At 72.1% G+C, this 24,088-nt stretch carries 22 protein-coding genes; 12 read left to right on the top strand and 10 right to left on the bottom strand.

The window, feature by feature from the left end; genetic code table 11:
- Positions 1-29 precede the first annotated feature (29 nt).
- Positions 30-602 carry a hypothetical protein gene (locus AC507J_RS23500; RefSeq protein WP_496291349.1) on the bottom strand — a complete coding sequence of 191 codons (573 nt, stop codon included), beginning with the start codon at positions 600-602 and terminating at the stop codon, positions 30-32.
- 214 nt (positions 603-816) lie between these two features.
- Complete coding sequence (locus AC507J_RS23505) at positions 817-1,542, bottom strand: helical backbone metal receptor (RefSeq protein WP_496291350.1); 726 nt, start codon at positions 1,540-1,542, stop codon at positions 817-819.
- Between the two features lie 96 nt (positions 1,543-1,638).
- On the opposite strand from AC507J_RS23505, the gene AC507J_RS23510 reads away from it, so the two are divergent.
- Positions 1,639-2,499 (top strand): hypothetical protein, encoded by an 861-nt coding sequence (locus AC507J_RS23510; protein WP_496291351.1) that lies wholly within the window; start codon positions 1,639-1,641, stop codon positions 2,497-2,499.
- A gap of 276 nt (positions 2,500-2,775) precedes the next feature.
- Complete coding sequence (locus AC507J_RS23515; RefSeq protein WP_496291352.1) at positions 2,776-4,041, top strand: hypothetical protein; 1,266 nt, start codon at positions 2,776-2,778, stop codon at positions 4,039-4,041.
- 124 nt (positions 4,042-4,165) lie between these two features.
- On the opposite strand, the gene AC507J_RS23520 is transcribed toward AC507J_RS23515, so the two are convergent.
- Positions 4,166-4,513 carry a histone-like nucleoid-structuring protein Lsr2 gene (locus AC507J_RS23520; protein ID WP_496291353.1) on the bottom strand — a complete coding sequence of 116 codons (348 nt, stop codon included), beginning with the start codon at positions 4,511-4,513 and terminating at the stop codon, positions 4,166-4,168.
- Positions 4,514-4,782: 269 nt separating this feature from the next.
- Between AC507J_RS23520 and lon the strand changes: the two genes are divergently transcribed.
- Positions 4,783-7,119: an endopeptidase La gene (gene lon, locus AC507J_RS23525; protein ID WP_496291354.1), complete on the top strand. Its 2,337-nt coding sequence runs from the start codon at positions 4,783-4,785 to the stop codon at positions 7,117-7,119.
- Between the two features lie 65 nt (positions 7,120-7,184).
- Here the strand turns inward: lon and AC507J_RS23530 are convergent, their stop codons facing one another.
- Both AC507J_RS23530 and AC507J_RS23535 read right to left on the bottom strand, forming a co-directional pair.
- The gene (locus AC507J_RS23530) at positions 7,185-8,882 is read right to left on the bottom strand and encodes a DEAD/DEAH box helicase (protein ID WP_496291355.1); all 1,698 of its coding nucleotides are present in this window, start codon (positions 8,880-8,882) and stop codon (positions 7,185-7,187) included.
- 133 nt (positions 8,883-9,015) lie between these two features.
- Positions 9,016-9,600 carry a hypothetical protein gene (locus tag AC507J_RS23535; protein WP_496291356.1) on the bottom strand — a complete coding sequence of 195 codons (585 nt, stop codon included), beginning with the start codon at positions 9,598-9,600 and terminating at the stop codon, positions 9,016-9,018.
- A 133-nt stretch (positions 9,601-9,733) separates the two neighbouring features.
- Between AC507J_RS23535 and AC507J_RS23540 the strand changes: the two genes are divergently transcribed.
- Both AC507J_RS23540 and AC507J_RS23545 read left to right on the top strand, forming a co-directional pair.
- On the top strand, positions 9,734-10,906 hold the full coding sequence (locus AC507J_RS23540; protein WP_496291357.1) for a sensor histidine kinase: 1,173 nt from the start codon (positions 9,734-9,736) through the stop codon (positions 10,904-10,906).
- Complete coding sequence (locus tag AC507J_RS23545; protein WP_496291358.1) at positions 10,903-11,508, top strand: response regulator; 606 nt, start codon at positions 10,903-10,905, stop codon at positions 11,506-11,508. Before AC507J_RS23540 ends, AC507J_RS23545 begins: the two co-directional genes overlap by 4 nt.
- An 87-nt stretch (positions 11,509-11,595) precedes the next feature.
- Here AC507J_RS23545 and AC507J_RS23550 read toward each other — a convergent pair whose 3' ends face one another.
- Positions 11,596-11,898, bottom strand: a complete 303-nt coding sequence (locus tag AC507J_RS23550; protein ID WP_496291359.1) for a winged helix-turn-helix domain-containing protein — start codon at positions 11,896-11,898, stop codon at positions 11,596-11,598.
- 259 nt (positions 11,899-12,157) lie between these two features.
- On the opposite strand from AC507J_RS23550, the gene AC507J_RS23555 reads away from it, so the two are divergent.
- The 4 genes from AC507J_RS23555 to AC507J_RS23570 all read left to right on the top strand — a co-directional run bounded on the left by AC507J_RS23555 (position 12,158) and on the right by AC507J_RS23570 (position 16,245).
- Positions 12,158-13,321, top strand: a complete 1,164-nt coding sequence (locus AC507J_RS23555; RefSeq protein ID WP_496291418.1) for a helix-turn-helix domain-containing protein — start codon at positions 12,158-12,160, stop codon at positions 13,319-13,321.
- Positions 13,318-13,542, top strand: coding sequence for a hypothetical protein (locus AC507J_RS23560; protein ID WP_496291360.1), 225 nt, complete (start codon positions 13,318-13,320; stop codon positions 13,540-13,542). Before AC507J_RS23555 ends, AC507J_RS23560 begins: the two co-directional genes overlap by 4 nt.
- 132 nt (positions 13,543-13,674) lie before the next feature.
- Positions 13,675-14,631 (top strand): DUF5715 family protein, encoded by a 957-nt coding sequence (locus tag AC507J_RS23565; RefSeq protein ID WP_496291361.1) that lies wholly within the window; start codon positions 13,675-13,677, stop codon positions 14,629-14,631.
- A gap of 3 nt (positions 14,632-14,634) precedes the next feature.
- Positions 14,635-16,245, top strand: coding sequence for an asparagine synthetase B family protein (locus AC507J_RS23570; protein ID WP_496291362.1), 1,611 nt, complete (start codon positions 14,635-14,637; stop codon positions 16,243-16,245).
- A gap of 59 nt (positions 16,246-16,304) precedes the next feature.
- Here AC507J_RS23570 and AC507J_RS23575 read toward each other — a convergent pair whose 3' ends face one another.
- The gene (locus tag AC507J_RS23575; RefSeq protein ID WP_496291363.1) at positions 16,305-17,312 is read right to left on the bottom strand and encodes a trypsin-like serine peptidase; all 1,008 of its coding nucleotides are present in this window, start codon (positions 17,310-17,312) and stop codon (positions 16,305-16,307) included.
- A gap of 168 nt (positions 17,313-17,480) precedes the next feature.
- On the opposite strand from AC507J_RS23575, the gene AC507J_RS23580 reads away from it, so the two are divergent.
- Positions 17,481-18,299 carry a MerR family transcriptional regulator gene (locus tag AC507J_RS23580; protein ID WP_496291364.1) on the top strand — a complete coding sequence of 273 codons (819 nt, stop codon included), beginning with the start codon at positions 17,481-17,483 and terminating at the stop codon, positions 18,297-18,299.
- A 39-nt stretch (positions 18,300-18,338) separates the two neighbouring features.
- Here the strand turns inward: AC507J_RS23580 and AC507J_RS23585 are convergent, their stop codons facing one another.
- The 3 genes from AC507J_RS23585 to AC507J_RS23595 all read right to left on the bottom strand — a co-directional run bounded on the left by AC507J_RS23585 (position 18,339) and on the right by AC507J_RS23595 (position 21,672).
- Positions 18,339-19,562, bottom strand: a complete 1,224-nt coding sequence (locus tag AC507J_RS23585; RefSeq protein ID WP_496291365.1) for an ArsB/NhaD family transporter — start codon at positions 19,560-19,562, stop codon at positions 18,339-18,341.
- Positions 19,563-19,907: 345 nt separating this feature from the next.
- On the bottom strand, positions 19,908-20,129 hold the full coding sequence (locus tag AC507J_RS23590; RefSeq protein WP_496291366.1) for a DUF2188 domain-containing protein: 222 nt from the start codon (positions 20,127-20,129) through the stop codon (positions 19,908-19,910).
- Positions 20,130-20,214: 85 nt separating this feature from the next.
- Complete coding sequence (locus AC507J_RS23595; RefSeq protein ID WP_496291367.1) at positions 20,215-21,672, bottom strand: LVIVD repeat-containing protein; 1,458 nt, start codon at positions 21,670-21,672, stop codon at positions 20,215-20,217.
- Between the two features lie 297 nt (positions 21,673-21,969).
- Between AC507J_RS23595 and AC507J_RS23600 the strand changes: the two genes are divergently transcribed.
- Positions 21,970-23,289, top strand: a complete 1,320-nt coding sequence (locus AC507J_RS23600; RefSeq protein WP_496291368.1) for a sensor histidine kinase — start codon at positions 21,970-21,972, stop codon at positions 23,287-23,289.
- On the top strand, positions 23,286-23,966 hold the full coding sequence (locus tag AC507J_RS23605) for a response regulator (protein WP_496291369.1): 681 nt from the start codon (positions 23,286-23,288) through the stop codon (positions 23,964-23,966). The genes AC507J_RS23600 and AC507J_RS23605 overlap by 4 nt, the downstream gene beginning before the upstream one ends.
- The last annotated feature ends 122 nt before the right edge of the window (positions 23,967-24,088 follow it).

Consider the following 24,088-nt stretch of genomic DNA (forward strand, 5'->3'; position numbering starts at 1 on the left):
ACGCCCGCCGCGCGGGGAGGGTGATCAGGTCAGCGGAGCCAGCCGAAGCGCCGCACGATCGGCAGCCGCGCCCAGGTGCGGCCCAGGCCCCAGGTGTCGCCCGCGTTGGTCACCGCGATCAGGGCGAGCACCCCGGTGTACACCAGGTGGTCGTCCATGAAGGGGTTGTTCGCGGGCGGCAGGACGGCGGTCCACATCAGCACCAGCATCAGGCCACCGGCTGCGGCGGCGACGCGCACCCCGATGCCGAGCATCAGCGCGGTACCGATGGCCGCCAGACCGATCATGAACAACCAGTCGGCCCAGGCGGCGCCGGCGAGGCCGTTGTAGAAGCCCTGGAACGGGCCGGCCGCGCCGAAGGTCAGGAAGCCCTTGGTCGGGCTGCCCCCGTTGATCCAGGCGTTCTTCGCCTCGGTGGCGAGCCCCAGGCCGAACATCTTGTCCAGGAAGGCCCAGAGGAAGATCCACCCCAGCGCCAGGCGGAGCCCGGCGAGCAGGTAGCGGGCGGCCCGCGTCCCGGTGACCCGCTCTCGGATGGTCTCGGCCGCCCGGGTGTTGGTGGCGGCGGTGTTCCGCTCCATCATCGCGGTCATGGTCTCCACGTCCCTTCGCTGCTTCGCACCGCTGTCCCGGTGGCATCTCTATTGGACGCCCGCCGGGTCGGGTGCCGGCAGGGCCGACCGGGCCGGGACCGGGCGGGACCTTCGACCCCTCTCACCCGGGACCATCCGCTTCGAGCGCGCCGCGGTCACCGGCGGGAGCGGGCCGCTGCGGCCAGCCGGACGAAGATCAGCCGGACGAAGATCAGGTGGCGACTCAGTCGGTGACGAAGGCCTGGTCGAGCTGGGCGGCGAGCACCGCGGGTGCCTCGGCCAGCGAGGGGCCGTACCAGGTCAGATGCCGTCCGGAGAGCAGAGCGCAGGGTACGCCCGGAAAGGCGTCGGGACCGTCGTCGCGGGTGAACCGGTACGGCTCGTCGGGCAGCACGATCAGCTCCGGTGCCTCGGCGCGCAGCTGCGCCAGGCTCGGCCGGGGGTACCGGTCCGACCGGTCGGCGTAGATGTTGGCGACACCGAGCCGGCGGAGTACGTCACCGCCGAAGGTGTCCGTGCCGAGCACCACCCAGGGACGTCGCCAGACCGGTATCACCGCCCGCCGGAGGAGATCGGGCTCCGGTAGCCCGGCCCAGGCCCGCCGGGCTGCGACGAGCCAGTCCGGCTCCGCCGACGCACCGAGGTCGCGGAGCAGATCGGCCAGCTCGGTCAGTGCCTGGTCGACCGTGCGCGGGTAGGTGACCCGGATCGGTACGCCCATGGCGGACAGCGCGGCGGCGTCCTCGCGCCGGTTCTCCTCGACGTTGAGCAGGACCAGGTCGGGGCGGAGCGCGCGAACCCGCGCCAGGTCGGGGTACTTGCTGCCGCCCACCCGTGGTACGTCCAGGCCGGTCGGGTGGGTGCACCAGTCGGTGGCGCCAACCAGTAGGCCGGGCAGGGCCACCGCCACCGCCTCGGTCAGTGACGGCACCAGTGAAACCACCCGCACGCCGTCCACCTCCTCGGCGGCCCACCGCGCGAGCCGGCAGGCATGATCGTCATCCTAGACTCGGTCGGTCGGCAGCAGGATTGGGTGGGGACGACGATGACCAGTGGTGACGATTCCTGGCTGTCGATGGTTCCGGTGGAGGTCGGCCGCGGTACGGCGCTGACCCGTGCGGGACGACGCGTGCACAGCGGTCTGCGCCTGGCCGACCTGGTCCGGCGTCGCCCGCCCGGGCTCACCGGCCATCAGTGGAACATGGCCGGCCGCAGCCTGCTCGACTTCGTGGTCTGTGTCGAGGAGACCGGCCGACCGGAGTTCGCCGTCGAGTTCCGGCCCCCGGCCGCCGACCCGTCCGCCCGTCGAGCCGAGCGGGTGACGGCGGCGGTCGCCGCCGCCGTCGGCCTGCCGGTGCTCCGGATCGTCTCGACCACCCTGCGCGCCGTCGAGCACGGGCCGGCCATCGTCTCGTACGTGCTCGACGCCCGCCGGTACGCGGCGGGCGCGGCCGGGTCGGACGTCCCGGCGGTCGGGTTCCGCGACATCGTGGGTCGGCTGCCCGACGGACGGACCGGTGCGGTGAACGATCTCGGCGCGCTCGCCCGGACCGAGGCGGTCGAGGCGTACGTGGCGCGGCGGCTGGCGGACCCGATCCTGCGTGGGCTGCACGTCCGGTGGGTGGACGGGCCGGCGGAGGGCTGGAGTTGGGTGGAGGTACGCCCCGGCGAGTGCCTGGTGGAACGGGCGTCGGTGCACGCGTACCGGCTCGCCTGCGGGATCGATCCGGACCGGCTTGCCGAGGATCTGGCCGCCCTCGCCGTCGGCGACCGGATCCGGCGGCCGGATCTCGGCGGCTCGCCGCTGGTTCGTCGGGACGAACTTCTCGACGACATCCGACGGCTGCGGGACCGCCGCGACGAACTCGTGGACCCTTTCGGCTACGACCACCTCTGTCAGGACTGACGCTCGACCGGCCGAGACGCCGTGTGTCGCGCCCGGCCGGCCCGAAAAAAAAGTCACGTTCCCTTGAACCCCCGTCGCGCGCGCTCCGTACCTCACCGGGAATGGACAGGATCTCGCCAACCCGCACCGGCAGGCGCGGGAGACGGTGCGGAAAGGGCATCGTCGGAAGTCGACGTGCCACCGGTCCGCTCGGATGTCCGCCGAGCGTGCCACCACGATTCCGTTCGGTCCGTCGAGTCACGAATCAGGTACCGGATCGAGAAGGAGAGCAATTCGATGCGCAGGTCCCCCCGGTCGCGCCGGCCATCCGGTAACGCGCGGACCAAACGACTTCTGGCAGTCGGTGCCACGCTTGCCGTTTTCGGCGGCGTGGTCGCCGTGACCCAGATCTCGTCGGCCGGTGACCGACGGCCGAACAAGCAGACCCGGCCGGTATCGGCCGAATGTGTGGCGCCGAGCCCGGGTGCCACCGCGCCGACCGCTCGTGGTGCCACCACCACCCGTACCTTCCAGAACGGTCGTTGGGTGACCAACCACTGGGGTGACGGACAGCAGACCGTCGAGGAATGTCAGGAGACCCGCAACGGCACCGGGGGTGCGACCACCGGTGCGGTTGCCGTGGCCTGCCCGGACGTGGTGAGCCGGCTGCCGCAGGTGCCGGATCGGGCCCGCGCCGAGGTGGACCGCAACCTGGCTCAGCTGCAGACCCAGATCACCGAGGCTGACCAGCGCCTCGCCGCCGAGGGCAACAAGGGCGAGGCGTTCATCAACAACACCATCCTCGGCCCGCTGGCCAGCAAGCGTCGGGCGACCCTCGACCGGATCACCATCGCCATCGACCGGTTCGGTCCGCGGCCGCGCGGTCTCGCCAACCTGGCCGCCTGCCAGGTGCAGCCGGTCAACAACAACAACGGCGGCAACAACGGCGGTAACAACGGCGGCGGCGACAACAACGGCGGTAACAACGGGGGCGAGAACCCCAACAACGGCAACAACGGCCTCGATGTGCTCGCCAACAACTGCGAGAACAGCCAGCTCCAGCCGCACGACGGCTTCCAGAACGGCAACCGTTGCATCAGCACCGCCTTCGGCGAGGTCGGTGCCGCGGCCAACAACCCGTCTTTGCTGATCACCGAGTTCCCGCAGCAGGTCAACCGCAACGAGGGCTTCACCCTTCGGGTGAGCACCCGCAACCTGATCCGGGACCGCTTCCTGCCGGCCGGTCAGGGTGGCTACTACCTGGAGAGCTCGCTGCTCAACGGCGAGGGGCTGACCCGCGGTCACTTCCACACCGCCTGCCGGATGCTGAACAACACCAACGAGGCGCCGGCGCCGGAGCCGGTGCCGGCCTTCTTCGTGGCCACCGAGGACGGTGGCGGTGGCCGCCAGCCGGACAGCGTGGTCATCCAGGTCCCGGGTCTGCCGGAGTCGGGTACCGCACAGTGCGCGGTCTGGGCCGGTGACGGTTCGCACCGCATCCCGATGTCGGAGCGGGCCAACCAGACCCCCGCCTTCGACGCGGTGCGGATCAACGTCAACTGACGCCGTGAACTGAACTGACGCGAGAAACTGTGGGGCCGTCCGGATTCACTCCGGACGGCCCCATCCCATGTTCGCCGGGTACCGCTCGGCCGGCCTTCGGGTGAGGTCGGCCGCACGCGGTTGTTCAGCGGTTCTTGTACGCCTCGACCACCTCGACCGGGATGCGACCCCGCTCGGAAATCTTGTAGCCGTTGCTGACGGCCCATTCCCGGATGGCGCGGTTCTGCTCGCGGTTCATTCCCGGCGCGGCCGGGCCCGCGGTGCGGCGAGGGTTACGGGGGGTGTCGACACCGCCACGGCCGAGTCGCCGGCCGGCATTGATAAACGGATCCAGCGACTTGCGCAGGACGCCCGCGTTCTCGTCCGAGACGTCAATGGTGTAGGCGACGCCGTCCAGGCTGAACTCGACCGTGCGGTCGGCCTTTCCGCCGTCGAGGTCGTCGGTAAGCACCGTGATTACTTTTCTCGCCATCGCCGATTACTCCTTGTGTTCGGGGGGTGTGGATCAAATTTTGACTCATCACCCGGCAATTGCGCAAGAAAAGCTATGTCTTACTGTCTGCGTTTTGCGCGGCATCGAAATCCCGATTCTGGGTCGCGGTCGCGCCGGAGATGCCGTTGTTGGGGCTTCCGAAGGTCTCCGGCGCGGTCGGGTGGTGTCCTGGGTCACAACGAGGAACATCGGTGGCTCGTCGCGACTTGAGCCATACACGCTCAACCCAACGCGATAGCAGGTGTTCGATGGCAACCCTTCCGGTACTTCCACTGACCGACGCCGTGCTGCTGCCCGGCATGGTCATCCCGGTGACCCTCGACCCGACCACCCAGGCCGCGGTCGACGCGGCCCGCGCCACCGGCGAAGGCAGGCTGCTCGCCGTGCCCCGCCTCGACGGGGAGTACGGCTCCGTCGGCGCGATCGCCACAATCGAGAAGGTCGGCCGGCTGCCCAGCGGCGAGCCGGCGGCCGTGATCCGCGGCCTCGCCCGCGCCCGGATCGGGGTTGGCGTGCCCGGCCCCGGCGCGGCCCTCTGGGTCGAGGCGACCGAGATCGACGAACCCGCCCCGGCGGGCAAGGCCCGGGAACTTGCCCGCGAATACCGCGCCCTGGTGACCTCCGTACTCCAGCAGCGGGGCGCGTGGCAGGTCATCGACGCGGTGGAGCGGATGACCGACCTTTCCGAGCTGGCCGACTCGGCCGGCTACGCGCCCTGGCTCAGCCTGGCGCAGAAGACCGAACTGCTGGCCGCGCCGGATGTCACCACCCGGCTGGAACTGCTCGTCGGCTGGGTCAGGGACCACCTGGCCGAGCAGGAGGTCACCGAGCAGATCAACTCCGACGTACGCGAGGGGCTGGAGAAGTCGCAGCGGGAGTTCCTGCTGCGCCAGCAGCTCGCCGCGATCCGCAAGGAACTCGGCGAGGACGCCCCGGACGGCTCCGCCGACTACCGCGCCCGGGTCGAGGCCGCCGACCTGCCCGAGAAGGTACGCGAGGCGGCGCTGCGCGAGGTCGGCAAGCTGGAGCGGGCCAGCGACGCCTCGCCGGAGGCGGGCTGGATCCGTACCTGGCTCGACACGGTGCTGGAGATGCCGTGGAGCACGCGTACCGAGGACAACACCGACCTGGTCGCGGCGCGGGCCGTGCTCGACGCCGACCACGCCGGACTGTCCGATGTGAAGGACCGCATCCTGGAGTATCTCGCGGTGCGCAACCGGCGGGCCGAGCGTGACCTCGGCGTGGTCGGCGGTCGCGGCTCAGGTGCCGTGCTCGCCCTGGCCGGCCCGCCCGGCGTGGGCAAGACCAGCCTCGGCGAATCGGTCGCCCGGGCACTCGGCCGGAAGTTCGTCCGGGTCTCCCTCGGCGGCATCCGGGACGAGGCCGAGATCCGGGGTCACCGGCGCACCTACGTGGGCGCGCTGCCCGGCCGGATCGTCCGGGCGCTGCGCGAGGCCGGTTCGATGAACCCGGTCGTACTGCTCGACGAGGTGGACAAGCTCTCCGTGGGCTACGCGGGCGACCCCGCCGCCGCTCTGCTGGAGGTGCTCGACCCGGCGCAGAACCACACCTTCCGCGACCACTACCTGGAGGTCGATCTCGACCTCTCCGACGTGCTCTTCCTGGCCACCGCCAACGTGGTGGAGACCATCCCCGGCCCGCTGCTGGACCGGATGGAACTGGTCACCCTGGACGGTTACACCGAGGACGAGAAGGTCGCCATCGCCCGTGACCACCTGCTGCCCCGGCAGCGGGAACGGGGCGGGTTGACCGCCGACGAGGTCGAGGTGGACGAGTCGGCCCTCGGCCGGATCGCGGGGGAGTACACCCGGGAGGCCGGCGTACGGCAGCTGGAACGCGCCCTCGCGAAGATCATGCGTAAGGTCGCGGTGGCGCTCACCGACGATCCGACGCCGGTCCGCGTCGGCGCCGACGACCTGGTCCGCTACCTCGGCCGGCCGAAGCACACGCCGGAGTCGGCGGAGCGTACCGCGGTGCCGGGCGTGGCCACCGGCCTGGCGGTCACCGGTGCCGGCGGCGACGTGCTGTTCATCGAGGCGACAAGCATGGAGGGTGAGCCGGGGCTGACCCTCACCGGTCAGCTCGGCGACGTGATGAAGGAGTCGGCGCACATCGCGCTCTCCTACCTGCGCGCAAACGGCCGTCGGCTCGGCCTGGACCCGAACGCCCTGGCCGGGCGGCGGATCCACCTGCACGTGCCGGCGGGCGCGGTGCCCAAGGACGGCCCCAGCGCCGGCATCACCATGGTCACCGCCCTGGCCTCGCTGGCAAGCGGTCGCCCGGTACGCCCCGAGTTCGGGATGACCGGCGAGGTGACGCTCTCCGGGCGGGTGCTGCCCATCGGCGGGGTGAAGCAGAAGCTGCTCGCCGCGCACCGGGCCGGCCTGACCGAGGTGATCATTCCGGCCCGTAACGAGCCGGACCTCGACGACCTGCCCACCGAGGTACGCGAGGCGTTGAGCATCCACACCCTGGCCGACGTCGCCGACGTACTCGCCCTGGCGCTGCGCCCGGCCGAGATCGACCCGGCGTCGCTGGGCGGCGAGCACCTCACCGCCGCCTGAGTGGTAAGAAGGGGCCCTTGCTCCGCGGCTACCGCGGAGCAAGGGCTTGCCCTTATCGACAAACCCTAGGCGCGGGTGTCGCGGTCGCGGCGCACCGTGGCTCGACGGCCCTTGATGGTGCTGCCGCGCAGCCCCGCGATCACCTCTTCGGCGACCGCGTTGGGCACCTCCACCAGCGAGAAGCGGTCGGCGATCTCGATCGAGCCGATCTCGCGCCCGTTCACCCTGGTCTCTCCGGTGATCGCACCGACCAGATCCTGCGGACGGACCCCGGCGCGCCGGCCCAGCCCCACGAAGACCTGCGTCATGCCACCGGCGCGGGGCCGTCCGCCCCGACGCTCGCCCCGTCCCTCGTACTCGGGGCGGGCCGGCCGTGGCGAGCGGACCGCGACCTGCGGGATCTCCTCCTCGGCCTCGTCGGAGCCGGGCAGGCTCGCCTCGTGCGCCAACTTGACCGCGGCGAGCGCCACCTCCATCAGATCGAACTCGTCGCTCAGCGTCTCGACGATCACCCGGAACGGCTCCAGGTCGTCCTCGAGCAGGCTCTCCCGCAATGCGGCCTGGGTCAGTTCCAGTCGGCGGGTACGCAGGTCGGCCACGGTGGGGATCTTGTCGATCGTGATCCGCTGCCCGGTGACCCGCTCGATGGTCTTGAGCATCCGGTGCTCCCGGGGCTCGGCCAGGGTGATCGCGACCCCCTCCCGGCCGGCCCGGCCCACCCGGCCGATGCGGTGCACGTACGACTCGGGAGCCGACGGCACGTCGTAGTTGACCACGTGGCTGAGCTGCTCGACGTCCAGCCCGCGAGCGGCGACGTCGGTGGCGACCAGCAGGTCGGCGGTGCCGGCGCGCAGCCGCCCCATCACCCGGTCCCGCTGCTCCTGACTCATCCCGCCGTGCAGCGCCTCGGCCCGGTAGCCGCGCCCGTTCATCGTCTCGGTGAGCCGGTCGACCTCCTCCCGGCTGCGGCAGAACACGATCGCCGCGGTGGGCGACTCCACGTCCAGTACCCGGCCCAGTGCGGCCGGCTTGTGTGCCCGGGCCACCAGGTACGCGCTCTGCCGCACCCGGGGAGCCTCGCCGGCAACCGGCTGCTCACGGGCGATCAGGATGCGTACCGGGTCGGTCAGGTGCGCCCGGGCCATCCCGTCGATGCGGGCCGGCATGGTCGCCGAGAAGAGGACCGTCTGCCGCTGTTGCGGAGCGTGTTCGAGAATCGCCTCGATGTCCTCGGCGAAGCCCATGTCGAGCATCTCGTCGGCCTCGTCCAGCACCACCGTGCCGACGTCGCCCAGGCGCAGCGTGCCCCGGGCGATGTGATCCAGTGCCCGGCCCGGGGTGGCGATCACCACGTCGACCCCGGCGTCCAGGGCCCGCAGCTGCCGGCCGATCGGCTGCCCGCCGTAGATCGGCAACACCCGGGTGCCGAGGTCCTTGCCGTAGCGGTGGAACGCCTCGGAGACCTGCACCGCCAGCTCGCGCGTGGGCACCAGCACCAGCGCGACGGGATTGCCGTCCGGCCGGTCGTCCGGCATCCGTTGCAGCACCGGCAGGGCGAACGCGGCCGTCTTACCCGTGCCCGTCGCCGCCTGCCCGAGCAGGTCCCGGCCGGCCAGCAGTGGAGGGATGGCCTCCCGCTGGATCGGGGTCGGCTCCTCGTAGCCGAGCGTGGCGAGCGCGGCGAGCAGCTCGGGCCGCAGGCCGAGGTCCGTGAAGAGGGGCGGGTCGCCGATGGGGTCCGGGGGTACGGGCGTGGAACTCATGGGGTCAAGCTTTTCATCACGCCCACGGGTCCGCTGCGGCGACCACCGCAACATGTGGGCGGGACCGCCACCGGCGGCCCTGTCGCCCGGCGGGAGACCGCCACCGGCGGCCCCGTCGCCCGGCCGGTCGGCGTCAGGTGGCGAGCAGGGCCAGGATGATGGTGATCCCCAGCACGGCGTCGAGGACTCCGCACCACTCGGCGTAGGCGCGCGGCACCACCCGTCGGGTGCGGTGGTCGAACCAGTCCCACCCGGAGTGGGCCAGCCAGCCGAGCGCCACGACCCACTGCCCGGCGGTGCCGCCCAGCAGCGCGGCGACCAGGGCCAACGATCCCCATCCGGCCAGGTGGGCGAGCTGGATCGGGAGGTTGCCGGCGATGCGCCACTGCCGGCGTACGGTGCCGATGACCAGATAACCGACCGGCAGGACCAGCAGCGTGTACGCGCCGAGCAGGGCCGGCGAGGTCCAGTTGTCGGCGGTCATCAGCAGCGCCAGTCCGGCCGGCCAACGATGCGCCAGCACCCGCACCAGCGGATGTCGCGGGGCGGAACGCGCGGCCGGGTGCTTGGCGTACTCGGCGCGCCGGCGCAGCACCGCCGCCACCATCGCCGGCACCATCTCCAGCAGGTGCCGCAGCAGGGGCCGGGACCGGAGGTATCGCGCGGGTCCGGCCCGGTGTCCGGGAATCGTGGGGGCGGCGGAGGTCAGCTCTGTCATGCCGTCGAGCGTCGTGGCGTACGGGCGCGGGAACCAGCCACCCGGTGTCACAGGTCTTCCGGGCGTGCTGCCCGGCCGGACCGGGCGATCCGCCGCTTCCACAGGTGCGGCGGCCCGCCCTACCCTGGCGATCGTGCAGCCGGCCCGCGCTACCCCGACGACCGCGCCGCCGGCGGGTGGCCGGACCCTGTTCCGCGCCCGGACGGCGACGCTGGTCTCGCTCGCCGCCGGGATGGCCGCCACCCTGCTGCTGCCGGCGGTCGGGCTGGCCCGGGAACCGGTCGCCTGGCGGGTGGCGTCGGGCGCGTTCGGGCTCGCCGCGTTCTCGCTGGTGCTCGCGGTGGCGCTGGCTGCCGCGGTCTCTCCCGGGCCGGCCGAGCCGCTGCGTCGTCGGCTGCGTCTCGGGTACGCCGTGGTGGCGCTGCTCAGCGTGCCGCTGCTCGCACCGGTCGCGGCCGGTACCTGGCCCACCTGGGCCTGGCTGGGGGTGGCCGTGATCGGCGGCGTGCCGCTGCTGGGCCCGTTCCGCCTGGTGCTGCCGGTGGCGCTGGTCACCGTCGCGGTGTCCGGGGCGGTGGCCGCCGCCACCGGAGCGTCGATCGGCCGGTCGTTGCTGGTCACCGGCGTGGTCGGGTCGGGCGTGGCCGCGATCAACGGCTTCCAGGTCTGGTTCTGGCGGCTGCTCGTGCAGGCCGAACAGGGCCGGGCGGCCCAGGCCCGGCTGGTCGCCGCGCAGGAGCGGCTGCGTTTCGCCGGGGACGTGCACGACCTGCTCGGGCACCACCTGACCGTGATCGCCCTCAAGGCCGAACTGGCGGCCCGGTTGGCGGCCGACGACCCGGCCCGCGCCGGCCGGGAGGCCGGTGAGGCACAGCGGCTGGCGGCCACCGCGCTGGCCGAACTACGCCGGGCCGTGCACGGCTACCGCCGGGTCGATCTCGCCGAGCAGCTCACCGCCGTGGGGGAGGTGCTGCGTTCCTCCGGCGTACGGTGCACGGTCGTGGCGCCAGCGGCGGTCCTGCCGGCGGAGGCGGCCACCCAGCTCGCGGCGGTGCTGCGCGAGGCGGGCACGAACGTGTTGCGGCACAGCCGGGCCGGCTGGTGCCGGATCGAGATCGCTCAGGAGGACGACGTGGCCCGGATGACCGTGACCAACGACGGGGTGACCGCCCCGGCGGAACGGGATCGGCACAGCCACGGCCTGCGCGGCTTGGCGGAGCGGCTCGCCCCGGTCGGCGGACAGCTGCGTACCCGCTGCGCCGACGGTGTCTTCACCCTCGAGGCGACCGTACCGACCGCCGCATGATCCGGGTCCTGCTCGCCGACGACGAGGAGCTGATCCGCACCGCCCTGGCGGCCCTGCTCGATCTGGAGGAGGACCTGACGGTCGTCGCCCAGGCGGCCGACGGGGACTCGGCGGTCACCGCCGCCCTGGCGCACCGGCCCGACGTGGCAGTGGTCGACCTGGCCATGCCCCGGCGGGACGGCTTCCAGGTCGCCGCCGAACTCGCCCGGGCGCTGCCGGCCTGCGCGGTGGTGATCCTCACCGGTCAGGGGCGTCCACCGCACCTGGCCCGTGCGTTGACCGCCGGGGCCCGGGGCTTCCTACCCAAGGGTGCGCCGGGTGGCGCGCTGGCCGACGTCATCCGCCGGGTGCACGCCGGTGGCCGGTACGTCGACCCGGCGCTCGCGGCGGACGCGCTGACCATCCCGCCGTGCCCGCTGACCCCGCGCGAGCTGGAGACGCTGCGGCTGGCCGAGGACGGGTCACCGGTCGCCACGATCGCCCGCCGGGCGCACCTCTCCGCCGGCACGGTCCGCAACTACCTGGCCATCGCCGTGCAGAAGCTGGGCGTCGACAACCGCGCCGAGGCCGTCCGCCTCGCCCGGGAACACGGCTGGCTGTGACCTACCGACGGCCGCCGGGTCAAGTTGACCCGACGGCCGTCGGCGGTGCGATCAGTGCTCGGGTGGCGCCGGAGTAGTAGCGGCCCTTCACGACTCGCGCCCTTGGCGCTCGGCCACCCACAGGCCTCGGCCCTGTAGACCAACTACCAAGCCACGGTCCTGCAGGATGATCACCGCTCGCTGCACGGTAGTGACGCTGACCTGGTACAGGTCGGAAAGCTCTCGGTAGGTCGGTAACCGGTCGCCGGGGCCGTACTCCCCGCTCTTGATCCGAGCGGTCATGTCCTCGGCAACCTCGCGGTAGCCACCGGTTGGTATGGGCATGTCGAAACTTCCTTCGTTCGGCACTCCCATCGGAACACGCCGCATACCCGCCTTCAAGACCATCATTGCCTTAGGTACCAAAGGTGTCTAACATCGAAGCCGCCACGGTCCTTCGTTCGGCAAACGCAGGCCCGGCGAGTGCCGCCGTGGGGGTGGACGTCAGCGCTGCCCCCACGGCGGACACCTCCGAGGACAGCTCCGGCAAACCAGCGTCGATCCAAACCACTCGCGCCGAGTGCAGGAGGGCAGTCGAATTAAACCGATCAATCAACTTGACAAGCAGAGGCTCACCGGCGCGGGGAGTGAGGTGCCGATCGGGCGGCGGGTGGCGTATTGGCGGGTGCGGCGGAGGATGTCGCAGCAGGTGTTCGCTGATCGGCTCGGAAAGTCGAAAAGCTGGGTCGACAAGGTGGAGCGTGGGGTGCGGGCGCTGGACAAGGTCTCCACGTTGCGGGAGATCGCCGCCGCGCTGCGCATCGACCAGACGCTGCTCGTGAACCAGGAGAGCCGGCCCACCGAGACGACCAGGCGGGTCGAGGGGGTGGAGTTGATCGGGGCGGCGCTGTCCGCGTACGACGGTGTGGTGGGCTGGCCGGCGGCGCGGCGGGAAATGCCGGACGCAGCTCGGGTGGCGCGCAGTCTGGGGCATGCCTGGACGAGTTTTCAGCATGCCCGGTATCCGACGTTGATCGATGCGCTGCCGGGGTTGGTGGCGGGGGCGCAGCGGAGTTACGCGCACGCTCCAGCGGCGGGTCGGCGGGCGTTGGTGGAGGCGTACCGGATCACCGCCGCGCTGCTGGTCAAGCTCGGCGAGAGCGAGTTGGGGTGGCTGGCCGCCGATCGGGCGATGAGCGTCGCCGACGGGGATCCGGTGCTGGTGGCCGCGGCGACCGTGCAGCTTGGTGAGGTGCTGCGGGCCACCGGGCGGGCGCGGGCGGCGGGGGCGGCGACGGTGGCTGCGGCGTACCGGATCGGGCAGGGTGACCTCGACGGGGCGCGGCTGTCGCTGTGCGGGACGCTGCTGGTGCAGGCGGCGCTCGCGGCGGCCCGGCACGGCGACGAGCGGGCCGCCGCCGCCCGTGCCGACGAGGCCGCCGACCTGGCCGCCGAGGTCGGCGACGGCACCGACCACCAGCACACCAACTTCGGACCGACAGCCGTGGCGCTCGCCCGGGTCACGGTCGCCATCGAATCGGGTACGACAGACGACGCCATCGCCCGACACGAGGAAGCCGTCAGACGCGACGGATGGCGGTGGCTGCCGCCCGAGCACCGCGCCGCGCACCTGATCGACGCGGTTCGGGCCTATCTTCAGGCGGCCGACCCGGTCAACGCCGCCCGACTGCTGCTGGAAGCCGACCGGACCGCCCCGGCCGAGGTGCGCCAACGGCCTGCCGCCCGGCACCTGATCGCCGAGACCCTCCGCTTCCCCGACGCCCCGGCCACGATCGTCGCCCTGGCCGCCGCCCTCGGGGTGGGCCGGGCATGACCGCACCGTTCCTCACCCGGGCACAGATCCTCAATCGCCTCACGCTTACCGCCCGCTGGGTCCTACGCGACCACCAGCCAGGCTCCGATGGCCGCTGCCCGCACTGCCGCACGCCGGACTGCGCCGTGGCGACCGTCGCCCGCGACATCCTCACCATCCTGAAGATGCCCCGCTGGAGCCGCCCGGTCGACCGGGCACCGGATGCTCCGCCGGATCCCTGACTCCCGAATGAACCGTCCTGACCTCTTCCGAGGAATACGGGAGGATTGTTCGGACTTCTCCCGTCTCGCGTGATTACGGTGTCGCAGAGGGTGACATACGCCGTGATGTCGCGACGGAGAGAGGACCCGACCATGCGTGTGCCCAGCCGTAGCCCGAGACAGCAGCCGGGCCCACCAGCCCCGGCCCGCCGCCGCGCGCAGGCCGGACGGCCGCAGCCGACCGCCACCGTCGCACCGGACCTGGAGGCGTACCGCGACGCGGTGACCGACCTGCTGGTGGAGGTGGGCGCGCTGGCCGGGGCGGGCAGTACCAGGGCCCGCCAGGTGCTGATCGACCAGCGACTGCGGGAACCGGCCATCGCCGCGGTGCTCGACGCCACCGCCCAGGGGCTGGTCGGTGCCCGGGAGACCCTGCTGCTGGAGATGGCGCGCTACCAGCCGAACGCGCGTAGTTCGGCCACCGACCTGACCGCGCTGGTCCGCATCTACCTGCTGTCCCGCATCGACGTCATGTGGTGGCGGGACGCGGGCACCTTCCAGACCGACGCCGACGTGCACCACAGCCCGGAACTGGTCGACCTGGAGTGGCTGCGCCGTCGAGGCCTGCTGCGGTTCCGCTACACCGAGCAGCCCCGCACGATCGTCGGTCGGGGCGTACGGGCGCTGCGCCGCCGGGTGCTGCCGGACGCCACCCCGCGTACCGCCGGTCTGCTCTTCCGCCGGGCCCGCCGTGAGGTGATCGCCCTGCTCAACGACGTCGGCCGCGAGTTCGCCGCCGCTGCACCGGCGGGCACCCCACCGCTCTGGGTGACCAGCCTGGTTCGCAGCGCCGAGCACCAGCACCGGCTGCGCCGCCTCGGGTACGCCGCGATGGTGCCAAGCGGGCACTGCCTGGGCTGGGCGGTGGACCTGGAGATGTCCTGGTACCGCCGCTTCGGTGCCCGGGACGTCCTGGCCGGGCTGCTGCTCGACCGGCAGCGGGCCGGTGAACTCAACGTGGTCGACGAGGGCCAGGCCTGGCACATCTGCCTCGCCCCCACCGCGACGCTGCGGCTGCGCCGGGCGTACGAAGCCGAGATGGGGAGCTGAGCCATGTGTGGCATCGTGCTCAGCCTCGGCCCGGAAGCCGACCCGACGATCTTCCGGCGGATGCTCGGCACCCTCGCCCCGCGCGGCGAGGTCACCGAGACGCGGTACGAGAGCGGCCTGCTCGCCGGCACCCGGCGGCTGCGGGTGGTGGACCGGGACCGGGCGGTGCAGCCCTGGATCTCGGCCGACGAACGCTGGCTGCTCTGCTACAACGGCGAGGTCTTCAACCACCACGAGTTGCGCGCCGAACTCAGCGGCCTGGGCCACCAGTTCCGCAGCGCCAGCGACACCGAGGTGGTGCTCGCCGCCTTCGAGCAGTGGGGCGAGCAGTTGGTGGGCCGGCTGCGCGGCGAGTACGCCTTCGCCGTGGTGGAACGGGCCACCGGGCGGGCGTACCTGGTGCGGGATCCGCTCGGGGTGAAGCCGCTGTACTGGTCGCGGACCCCGGGCTGCCTGCACCTCGCCAGCGAGGTCAAGGCGCTGGTCCGGGTGGGCGCGCCAGTGGTCGAGGTGCCGCCGGGGCACCACGGCTGGGTCGACGCCGATCGGCAGGTCCAGCTGCGCCCGTACGTGGATCTGCTCTCCCTCGGCGCGGATGCCCCGGTGGTGACCGACCCGGACGAGGCCGCCCTGCTCGTCCGGACCGCCCTCACCGACAGCATCCGGATCCGGCTGGACACCGACCTGACCGTGGGCGTGGTGCTCTCCGGCGGGCTGGACAGCTCGCTGGCGCTGCTGCACGCGGCCCAGCTGCATCCGGACTGTGTCGCGGTCACGATCGGGGTGCCGGAGAGCCCCGACGTGGCGTACGCCCGACGGCTGGCCCGGGAACTCGGCGTGCCGCACGAGGTGATCGAGCTGCGTCCGCGCGACATCCGGCTACCCGAGATCCGGGAGGCGATCCGGATCTCCGAGCTGACCGAGTACGGCGACATCATCAACGCGGTGGTGTCGGTGCCGATTTTCCGCCGGCTGGCGGAGCTGGGGGTCAAGGTCGCGATCACCGGTGACGGCTCGGACGAGCTGTTCGGCGGCTACCCGATGTACCACGAGGTCGGGCCGGAGGCGTCCCGGCGGCTCTTCCTGCACAAGATCCGCAACCTCTGCCGTACGGAGTTGCAGCGGGTCGACCGGACCAGCATGGGTTTCGGCGTGGAGACCCGGGTGCCCTTCCTCGACCTGGCGCTTGTCGAGCTGGCGATGCGGCTGCCGATCGAGCTGAAGATGCGCGACGGCCAGGAAAAGTGGATCATCCGCCGCGCCTTCGCCGACCTGCTGCCCGACTACATCCGGCGGCGGCCGAAGAATCCGATGTCGTACTCCTCGGGGCTGCACGAGCGGGCCCGGCTCTACAAGCCGCTCTTCGCCCGGCTGCACCGCTCGTTCGGTTACCACCTGCTGGAGCCGGTGCGCCGCGACTTCGACAGCGTGCTGATGCGCTGCGACAACGACCTGGACGCGGCGATCGCCGCCGGTCGGGCCCGGCCGGACTACACGGTGCTGGAGCACGCCCGTGACCTGGTGGGCGCGGCAAAGTGGAACGCCGCCCCGATGGTCCGTCGGCTGGTCTCCCCGCGCCGGAACCGGGGCGACGAGGCACCACTGCCCGGCTGAACCGGCGAACCGGCCGGACCGGCGCCCGGCGCGGGGAGACCCGGCCTGCGACTCGGGGCCTAGCGGTCACGCCAGACCCACAGCAGGTCGGCGACGTCCCGGGTGATCCGGGGACCGCTGTTCGAGCTGCTGGTGCCGCTGGTGCCGTAGGCGTGGATGGCCAGCACGCAGGTGCACGCGTTGCCGGTGGTCTGGTTGTACACCGGGCTTCCGCTCTGGCCGCCCGCCGTGTCGACCCGGTAGTACAGCCTCTTCTCGGCGCTGTGCGACACGATGTCGCCGTGCCACCACTGGGTGCCGTAGGTCTTGTCGCCCGGATACCCGCGCACGAACACGGTGACGTTGTCCAGGGAGGCGGTGGTGGTCCAGATTCCCGGCCAGCCGGTCGTGTTCCCCACCGTGCAGTTGAGCTTCATCGCCCCGATGTCGTAGTTGGGGTCGCCCCGCTCGGTCCAGCCGGTCACGGTGTGCAGCGACCGCACGGTGCACGAGCCGTACGGGGATGCCGTGCCGTCCCGGCCGGGCCAGACCCGGAGCAGCCCGGTCGAGTTCCGCCACTTCCCGGTGCTCCGGTTGTAGACGCAGTGTCCGGCGGTGATGACCGTGTCGGCCCCGAAGAGCCAGCCGCTGCAGTACTTGTGCCGCGTCCCGTCCGACTCGGTGGTCAGCATGACCACCGCCCGGTGCATCATGGCGTTCGTGGTCGGCGTGGTGCGGGCCCGGCCGTCGGTGCCGATTACCGACATGGTCCCGGGGCCGCCCGGCTCCGGGCCGTCCACGGTCTCGTGAACCGTAGGATCGACGGTGTGGTCGGCACCGTCGTTGCCGGTGACGCCAGTGCCGGCGAAGCCGGAGGCGGCACCGGTGACGGGCAGCGCCCGCAGCGACGGCAGCCCGAGCTCCGCGAGGGTGGTGACGCTGCCGTCGTCGGAGACCAGCGCGAGCGGTTCGGCTGCGGGTTCCACCGCCGTCGCCGGGCCGGCACCGATCAGGGCCAGCCCGGTCGTGACCACGGTGGCCACCGCGAGCAGGCGCCGGGATCGGCGAATGGTGTTGGGACGGAACAAAATACCTCCCCGGGTACGGATACGAAGTTCATGATCATAAGGTCTGGCTCCGCCCGGCAGGGCCCCGTCGTACCGGCTGACCGTCCTGGTTGGAGCAAGGAGCCGTCGCGATGACCGGTGGCCCGGGGTTGACTCTGACACCGTGTCAGCGCCGACCTTGGAGGGACCATGTTGACCATCGGAGACTTCGCCAACCTGGGCCGGGTGTCGGTACGGATGCTGCGGCACTACGACAGCATCGGGCTGCTCCGCCCGGCCGCCGTCGACCCGCACAGCGGCTACCGCTACTACACGGCCGCCCAACTGGGCCGGCTGAACCGGGTGATCGCCCTCAAGGAGCTGGGGCTGACCCTCAGCCAGGTGGGGGCGATCCTCGACGAAGCGGTCGACAGCACCGAGCTGCGTGGCATGCTGCGGCTGCGGCGTGCCCAGTTGGCGGCGCAGATGGCGGCGGACACCGCCCGCCTGGCCGGCGTCGAGGCGAGACTCCACATGATCGAGACGGAGGGTCGGATGACCAGCCAGGAAGTCGTACTCAAGGAAATCTCGCCGATCCGGGTCGCGGCGCTCTCCGCGGTCGCGGAGAGCTACGACGGGGCGGACATCGGGCCCGCCCTGACGCCGCTCTACCCGGAGCTGTTCCGGCGGCTGGAGGCCGCCGACGTCCGCCCCGGCGGGCCGGCGCTGGCCTGGTACGACGCGGCCGACGAGGGTGAGGCCGTGGTCGTGCACGCCGGAGTGGGCATCGACGCCGACGCGGCGGGCCACGACGTGACAGTGGTGGAGCTGCCGGCGATCACCGCGGCGACGACGATCCATCACGGCCCGATGGCCACCGCCGACCAGAGCCTCCAGGTGCTGGCCCGGTGGATCGAGGCGAACGGCTGGCGAGCCGACGGCTTCGCCCGCGAGTTCTACCTGGAGTACTGCCCGGACGAGCCCGACAAGGGGGTCACCGAACTGCAACTGCCGGTGCGCCGGGCCTGACCCTTACCACCGCTGACCGCCCGGCACGGGGCGGGCGGCTCAGCCGGTGAGCAGCAGGGCACCGGCCGCGGCGAGGGTGCCGAGCACCGCCACGGCGGCACTGGTGACGAGGAACCGGAGCACCGGCACCCTGACGCGGGCGGCCCGGCACCGCTCCAGCCACAGCAGCGTCGCCAGCGACGCCCAGGGCAACGCGAGCGGCCCCACGTTGGTGCCGACCAGCAGCGCGAGCAGCCGTTGCCGGTCGCCGGGCGGCAGCACCGCCTCGCCGGCCAGATAGGCGGGCAGGTTGTTCACCAGGTTGGCCAGCAGCGCGCCGGTGCCGCCCGCGCGCAACGCGCCCAGCACCCCGCCGTCGGAGCCGGCGAGCCATGCCACCAGTTCGTTGAGTCCGTGCTGGCCGATCGTCTGGACGACCAGGAACAGCCCGGTGACGAAGAGCAACAGTCGCCAGGGCAGCAGCGCCGGGCGCAACGTACCGGGGGAGCGGATCGCGAAACCGGCCACCAGCAGACCGGCCGCGACCGCCGAGGCGAAACCGACCAGCACGCCGGCCAGGATCGCGCCGACGAAGAGCAGGCAGCCGCCGAGCGCGATCCGGTACAGCACCGGGTCGGCCGGCCGGTGCACCTCCGGTGCCGGGAACCGGCCACCGGCCGGCCGGTCGCGACGCCACCAGAAGCACCAGAGCAGCACGGTGGTGACCGCGAGGACGGCCAGCTGGGGCAGCCACATGATTTCCGCGTACGCCAGTGGGTCGAGCCCGATGCGGTCGGCGGCCAGCAGGTTGGTCAGGTTGGAGACCGGCAGCAGGAGGCTTGCCGTGTTCGCCAGCCAGACGGTGGTGACCGCCAGCGGTGCCGCCGCCGTGCGCAGGGTCACCGCCAGCGCGAGCAGCACCGGGGTGAGCAGCACCGCGGTGGTGTCCAGGTTGAGGGTGATCGTGGTGAGGGCGGCGAAGCCGACGCAGAGCACGAAGAGCGCGGGCCAACTGCCCCGGGCCACCACGGCCATCCGGGTGGCGAGCACGTCGAAGACGCCGGCCGCGGCGGCCAGCTCGGCGAGCACCACCACGGTGCCGAGGAAGAGCAGCAACGGCAGGACCCGGCCGAGGGTGGCGACGGCGTCGGGACGGGGGAGGAGGCCGGTCGCGACGCAGCCGACCCCGGCCAGCGCGAGCGCGACGGCGATCGCGTCGAGTGGGTGGAATCGGTGCCGGGGCGGTCGGGGCGGGGCGGTCGGGGCATCCCCGGTGCAGGTCACGGCCGGTCATCCTGACATGCCTGGGGTACGTCGTCGGTCGTGCCGTCGCCAGGGGTGACGGCCGGCACGCCCACCTGGGGCGGGGTTAGCGGGTCGCTTTGGCGGGTCGCTTTGGCGGGGCGGGGTTGGTGGGTCGGGGTTGGTGGGGCGGGCGGCGTTGGCGGGGCGGGGTTGGCGGGGCGGGGCGGGGTTGGTGGGTCGCTTTGGCGGGGCGGGGCGGCGTTGGCGGGTCGGGGTTGGTGGGGCGGGCGGCGTTGGCGGGGCGGGCGTCGGATGGGCACGGCGACGGCCTGCCGGCAGCACCTGAGGGGGATGGTGCCGACAGGCCGTCGCTGGTGCGACCCGCTAGCCGGCCGGCGGGTACGGATCGTCCCGGTAGGTGTACTCGGTCTCGATCCGCCCGTCAGCGGTGTGCACCACGAGCTGGCTGGGCTCATTGCCGTGCGCCACGTCGCGGCCGGCCTCTACCGCGCGCTGCTTGGTGTCGTACGTGCCGACGACGGTGCTGCCCTGCTCGACCTTCCAGCCAGCACCGTCCGGCACCACGTGGTACTCGTTGCGCGTCATCGTCACCCCTTCCTCGTCGGCGGGGAGGTACCCCGGTCGGGAGCGACGAAACTCGATCGGCCGGCGGGTGCCGTGCCGGGACGACTCACCAGCTCAGGTAGCTGGGCTGGGTCTGCACGTTCAACTCGCGGTACTGGACCAGCTTGGCCGTCCAGACCCGCCAGTCGTCGAGGTCGAGCACGTCGAGTCCCTTCTGGATGTCGGAGGAGTAGATGTGCCCGTTGTAGTAGTAGGCCGACCAGGAGCCGCCGATGATGAGCTGGGTGTCCGACACCGGGCCCCGTTCCCAGTAGCCGATCTCCTTCGGCTTGCCGGAGTCGGTGAAGTCCCACACCGACACGCCACCCTGGTACCACGCCTGGACCATGATGTCCCGCCCGAGGACCGGGATCAGCGAGCCGTTGTGCGCCACGCAGTTCTCGGTGTCCCCGTTGACCCGGGGGATCTTGAAGTAGCTGCGGAAGACCAACTGGCGCTTGTCGCCGCGACCGGTGATGTCGTAGACGGCGTTGGCACCACGCGTCGGACCGATGTCCTCGTTGCAGGTGGCGCCGCCGCCACCACCGAGTTCGTCGGTGAAGACGACCTTGGTGCCCCGGTTGTTGAAGGTGGCCGAGTGCCAGAACGCGAAGTTGGTCGTGTCCCGTACGGTGTGGATCACCCGCGGCGCGTCCCGCCTGGTGATGTCCAACAGCACCCCGTCGCCCATGCAGGCACCGGCGGCCAGATCCTTCGCCGGGTAGACGGTGATGTCGTGGCAGCCGCTGGTCGCCGAGCCGCCCGTGCGGCCCGGGTAACCGCCGTCCGGGAAGAGGTTGGGCGTCGCGACGACGGCGGCGTCGGTCGGCTTGTCCAGCGGCACCTTGACGATGCTTATCGAGTCGTGCGGCGGCTGGCAGTCCGGGAAGGACTCCTGCGGGCTGTACGAGGAGACGTACAGGTAGACGGTCTTCTTGTCCTTGGCCGGCACCAGCGTGTGGGTGTGCGAGCCGCAGGCGGTCTCGACCGACTTGAGGTAGCGGGGGTTCTTCCTGTCCTTGACGTCGAAGATCCTGATGCCTTCCCACGACTCCTTGATCGTGGCGGACTGGGCGACGCTACTGCACGAGTCGTCGCTGCGCGACGAGTCGGTGGAGAGGAAGAGCAGGGTGCCGTGGATGGAGATGTCGTTCTGCGAGCCGGGACAGAGCACCTGTGACTCGATCCTGGGCCTGCTCGGCTTCGAGATGTCGTAGATGACGAAGCCGTCGTAGTTGCCGACGTACGCGTACCTGCCCTGGAAGGCGATGTCGGTGCCGAGCGCCGCGGTGGTGTTGAACGGCGCCGCCTTCGGCAGGTTGGCGAGCAGGCGGAGGTTGGGGGTGTGGGCGATCTCGTCCACCCCGAGCGGTGCCTCGACGGCCGCAGCGGGCTGGCTGGCCGCCCGGTTGGCCGGCTGCGCGTTGCCGGGTGCGGCGACGGCGATGCTGGTGAGCAGGAGCCCGGTGGCGGCCACACTGACGATCCGCAGGTGCCGCCCTCGTGGCGGGGGCAAGTTGACCATCGGCTACGCCCTTCGAGACGGGGTGACGATGGCCGTACCCTACTCCTCAACGACATCCGTCGATGTGATCTGCGCCACACAGAATGGGTGTCGTCGGTGCATGCGATCACCGGCGACCTCGGGTCCGAGCGGATGGCGCGTGACCGCCCGGCGCAAGCGGTCACCGACTGTCGTCACATCGCCTGCCGCCGCTCGGCGCGGACGTCGACCGCCGGCGGCTCTGGATGTTAAGAGGGGACCCCTGCTCTACCGCAGGCGTTAACAGGGGGCCCTTCCTTGCACCTACCCTGAGTGACGATGAGAGTTCGGGTGTTTCGCCGGCCGCTACGTACCGTCGTCTTCGACGTCGCGGTCGCCGGCGTGGTGCTGTTGTTCGGCGTGGCGGCGGTGGCCACCCAGCCGGGTGGCTGGTGGTCCGCCGCGATCGGTGCCGCGATGGCGGTGGCCCTGCTGTTCCGGCGGGTCCGGCCGGTGCCGGTGACCGCTGTCGTGGCCGTGCTCGCCTTCGTCCAGGTCGCCCTCGACTGGGCACCGATGCCGTACGACGTGGCGGTGCTGATCGCCCTCTACAGCGTGGTCAAGTACGCCGACCGGCTGCGCGACGGGGTGCTGGCCGGAATCGTCGCCGCGATCGGGGTGGTCATCGCCGCGATGCAGACCCCGGCACAGGTCGCCTGGTACTTCACCGCCATCTACTACGGTCTGATCATCGGGGCGGTCTGGTTGGTGGCGTTGAACGTGCGTACCCGCCGGCTGTACGTGCTCAGCCTGGAGGAGCGGGCCGCCACCCTGGAGCGGGAGCGGGAGGCCGAGGCGCGGGCGGCGGTGGCCGAGGAGCGCACCCGGATCGCCCGGGAACTGCACGACGTGGTGGCGCACAGCATGGCCGTCATGATCGTTCAGGCGGACGGGGCCCGCTACATGATCGACCGGAGTCCGGAGACGGCCCGCGACGCGGTCAAGGTGGTGGCGGACACCGGCCGGCAGGCACTTGAGGACATGCGTCGGCTGGTGGGCGTACTGCGGGATCCGAGCCCGCCGGAGCCGACCCCCGACGCGTGGCCCGGACCGGACCCGGCCGGGGCCGCGGTGCAGGGCTCGGCGGCCGGCATGCAACTGGGCTCGGCGGCCGGGGCGCAATTGGGCTTGGCGGCGGAGGCGCAGCTGGACTCGCCGGTGGGCGAGCCCGCCCACCGGCGTCCCGCCGTTACCGAACTGCCCGCCCTGCTGGACCGGTTCCGGGCCGCCGGGCTGCGGGTCGGGTACACGGCGACCGGCGAGCCGACCGCGCTGCCTGCGGCGCTGGACCTGACCGTGTACCGGCTGGTGCAGGAGGCGCTGACAAACGTGCTCAAGCACGCCGGGGTCGGCGCCGACGTGACGGTCACCCTGGCGCACGACGCCGACGCCGTCGAGCTGCGGGTGGTCGACGACGGCGGGGGCGGCGGGCCGGTCGCCCCGGCACCGCCCGGCGGTCACGGCCTGATCGGCATGCGCGAGCGGGTCTCGATGTACGGCGGCAGCCTCGCCGCCGGTCCCCGCCTGGCCGGCGGCTGGCAGGTGCGGGCGCGGCTGCCGCTACCGTCGTCCTCCGGAACGGAGGTGATCGCGGCATGACGCGGGTGGTGATCGTGGACGACCAGGCGCTGATCCGCGCCGGCTTCCGGATGGTGCTGGACTCCCAGCCCGACCTGGAGGTGGTCGGCGAGGCCATCGACGGCGCGGACGCGCTGCGGGTGCTGGACCGGGTCGAGGCCGACGTGGTGGTGATGGACGTCCGGATGCCGACCATGGATGGCGTGGAGGCCACCCGGCGGCTCTGCGCCGACCGACCGGCCGGGCCGCCGAGGGTGCTGGTGCTGACCACCTTCGACACCGAGGCCGACGCGTTCGCCGCGTTGCGCGCCGGGGCGAGCGGTTTCCTACTCAAGAACGTCCCGCCGGAGGAACTGCTCGCCGCGATCCGGGTCGTCGCGCGGGGCGACTCGGTGGTGGCCCCGTCGATCACCCGACGACTGCTCGACCGGTTCGCCGGTCAGCTCGGTGCCGGCCCCGCCGACGATCCCCGGCTGGCTGAGCTCACCGAACGGGAACGGGAGATCCTGCTGCTGGTCGCCGAGGGGCTGTCGAACAGCGAGATCGCCGGCCGGGTGCACGTCGCCGAGGCGACGGTGAAGACGCACGTCGGCCGGGTCCTGGCCAAGCTGAACCTGCGCGACCGGGTGCAGGCGGTGGTGCTGGCGTACGAGACCGGTCTGGTCACCCCGGGCGTCCCGGGTCGGCGTACGACCTGAGGTGGACGACCGCGCCCGGCCGGGACTACCTGGGGTGGACGGCGGTCGAGCGGCTGGGCTGATCTCGACGGAGCACTGCGCTCCATAGCGTCGGAGGGGTCCGAGAACCACCTCCGTACGGG

Source organism: Micromonospora sp. PRAS1 (genome assembly GCF_059553435.1).

Excerpts from the sequence above, each read along its gene's own strand:
- AC507J_RS23545 (WP_496291358.1), top strand. The coding sequence starts at position 10,903 with ATGATCCGGGTCCTGCTCGCCGACGACGAGGAGCTGATCCGCACCGCC.
- AC507J_RS23515 (WP_496291352.1), top strand. The coding sequence starts at position 2,776 with ATGCGCAGGTCCCCCCGGTCGCGCCGGCCATCCGGTAACGCGCGGACC.
- AC507J_RS23535 (WP_496291356.1), bottom strand. The coding sequence starts at position 9,600 with ATGACAGAGCTGACCTCCGCCGCCCCCACGATTCCCGGACACCGGGCC.
- AC507J_RS23580 (WP_496291364.1), top strand. The coding sequence starts at position 17,481 with ATGTTGACCATCGGAGACTTCGCCAACCTGGGCCGGGTGTCGGTACGG.
- AC507J_RS23550 (WP_496291359.1), bottom strand. The coding sequence starts at position 11,898 with ATGATGGTCTTGAAGGCGGGTATGCGGCGTGTTCCGATGGGAGTGCCG.
- AC507J_RS23510 (WP_496291351.1), top strand. The coding sequence starts at position 1,639 with ATGACCAGTGGTGACGATTCCTGGCTGTCGATGGTTCCGGTGGAGGTC.
- AC507J_RS23605 (WP_496291369.1), top strand. The coding sequence starts at position 23,286 with ATGACGCGGGTGGTGATCGTGGACGACCAGGCGCTGATCCGCGCCGGC.
- AC507J_RS23590 (WP_496291366.1), bottom strand. The coding sequence starts at position 20,129 with ATGACGCGCAACGAGTACCACGTGGTGCCGGACGGTGCTGGCTGGAAG.
- AC507J_RS23530 (WP_496291355.1), bottom strand. The coding sequence starts at position 8,882 with ATGAGTTCCACGCCCGTACCCCCGGACCCCATCGGCGACCCGCCCCTC.
- AC507J_RS23570 (WP_496291362.1), top strand. The coding sequence starts at position 14,635 with ATGTGTGGCATCGTGCTCAGCCTCGGCCCGGAAGCCGACCCGACGATC.
- AC507J_RS23565 (WP_496291361.1), top strand. The coding sequence starts at position 13,675 with ATGCGTGTGCCCAGCCGTAGCCCGAGACAGCAGCCGGGCCCACCAGCC.
- AC507J_RS23595 (WP_496291367.1), bottom strand. The coding sequence starts at position 21,672 with ATGGTCAACTTGCCCCCGCCACGAGGGCGGCACCTGCGGATCGTCAGT.
- AC507J_RS23560 (WP_496291360.1), top strand. The coding sequence starts at position 13,318 with ATGACCGCACCGTTCCTCACCCGGGCACAGATCCTCAATCGCCTCACG.
- AC507J_RS23520 (WP_496291353.1), bottom strand. The coding sequence starts at position 4,513 with ATGGCGAGAAAAGTAATCACGGTGCTTACCGACGACCTCGACGGCGGA.
- AC507J_RS23600 (WP_496291368.1), top strand. The coding sequence starts at position 21,970 with ATGAGAGTTCGGGTGTTTCGCCGGCCGCTACGTACCGTCGTCTTCGAC.
- lon (WP_496291354.1), top strand. The coding sequence starts at position 4,783 with ATGGCAACCCTTCCGGTACTTCCACTGACCGACGCCGTGCTGCTGCCC.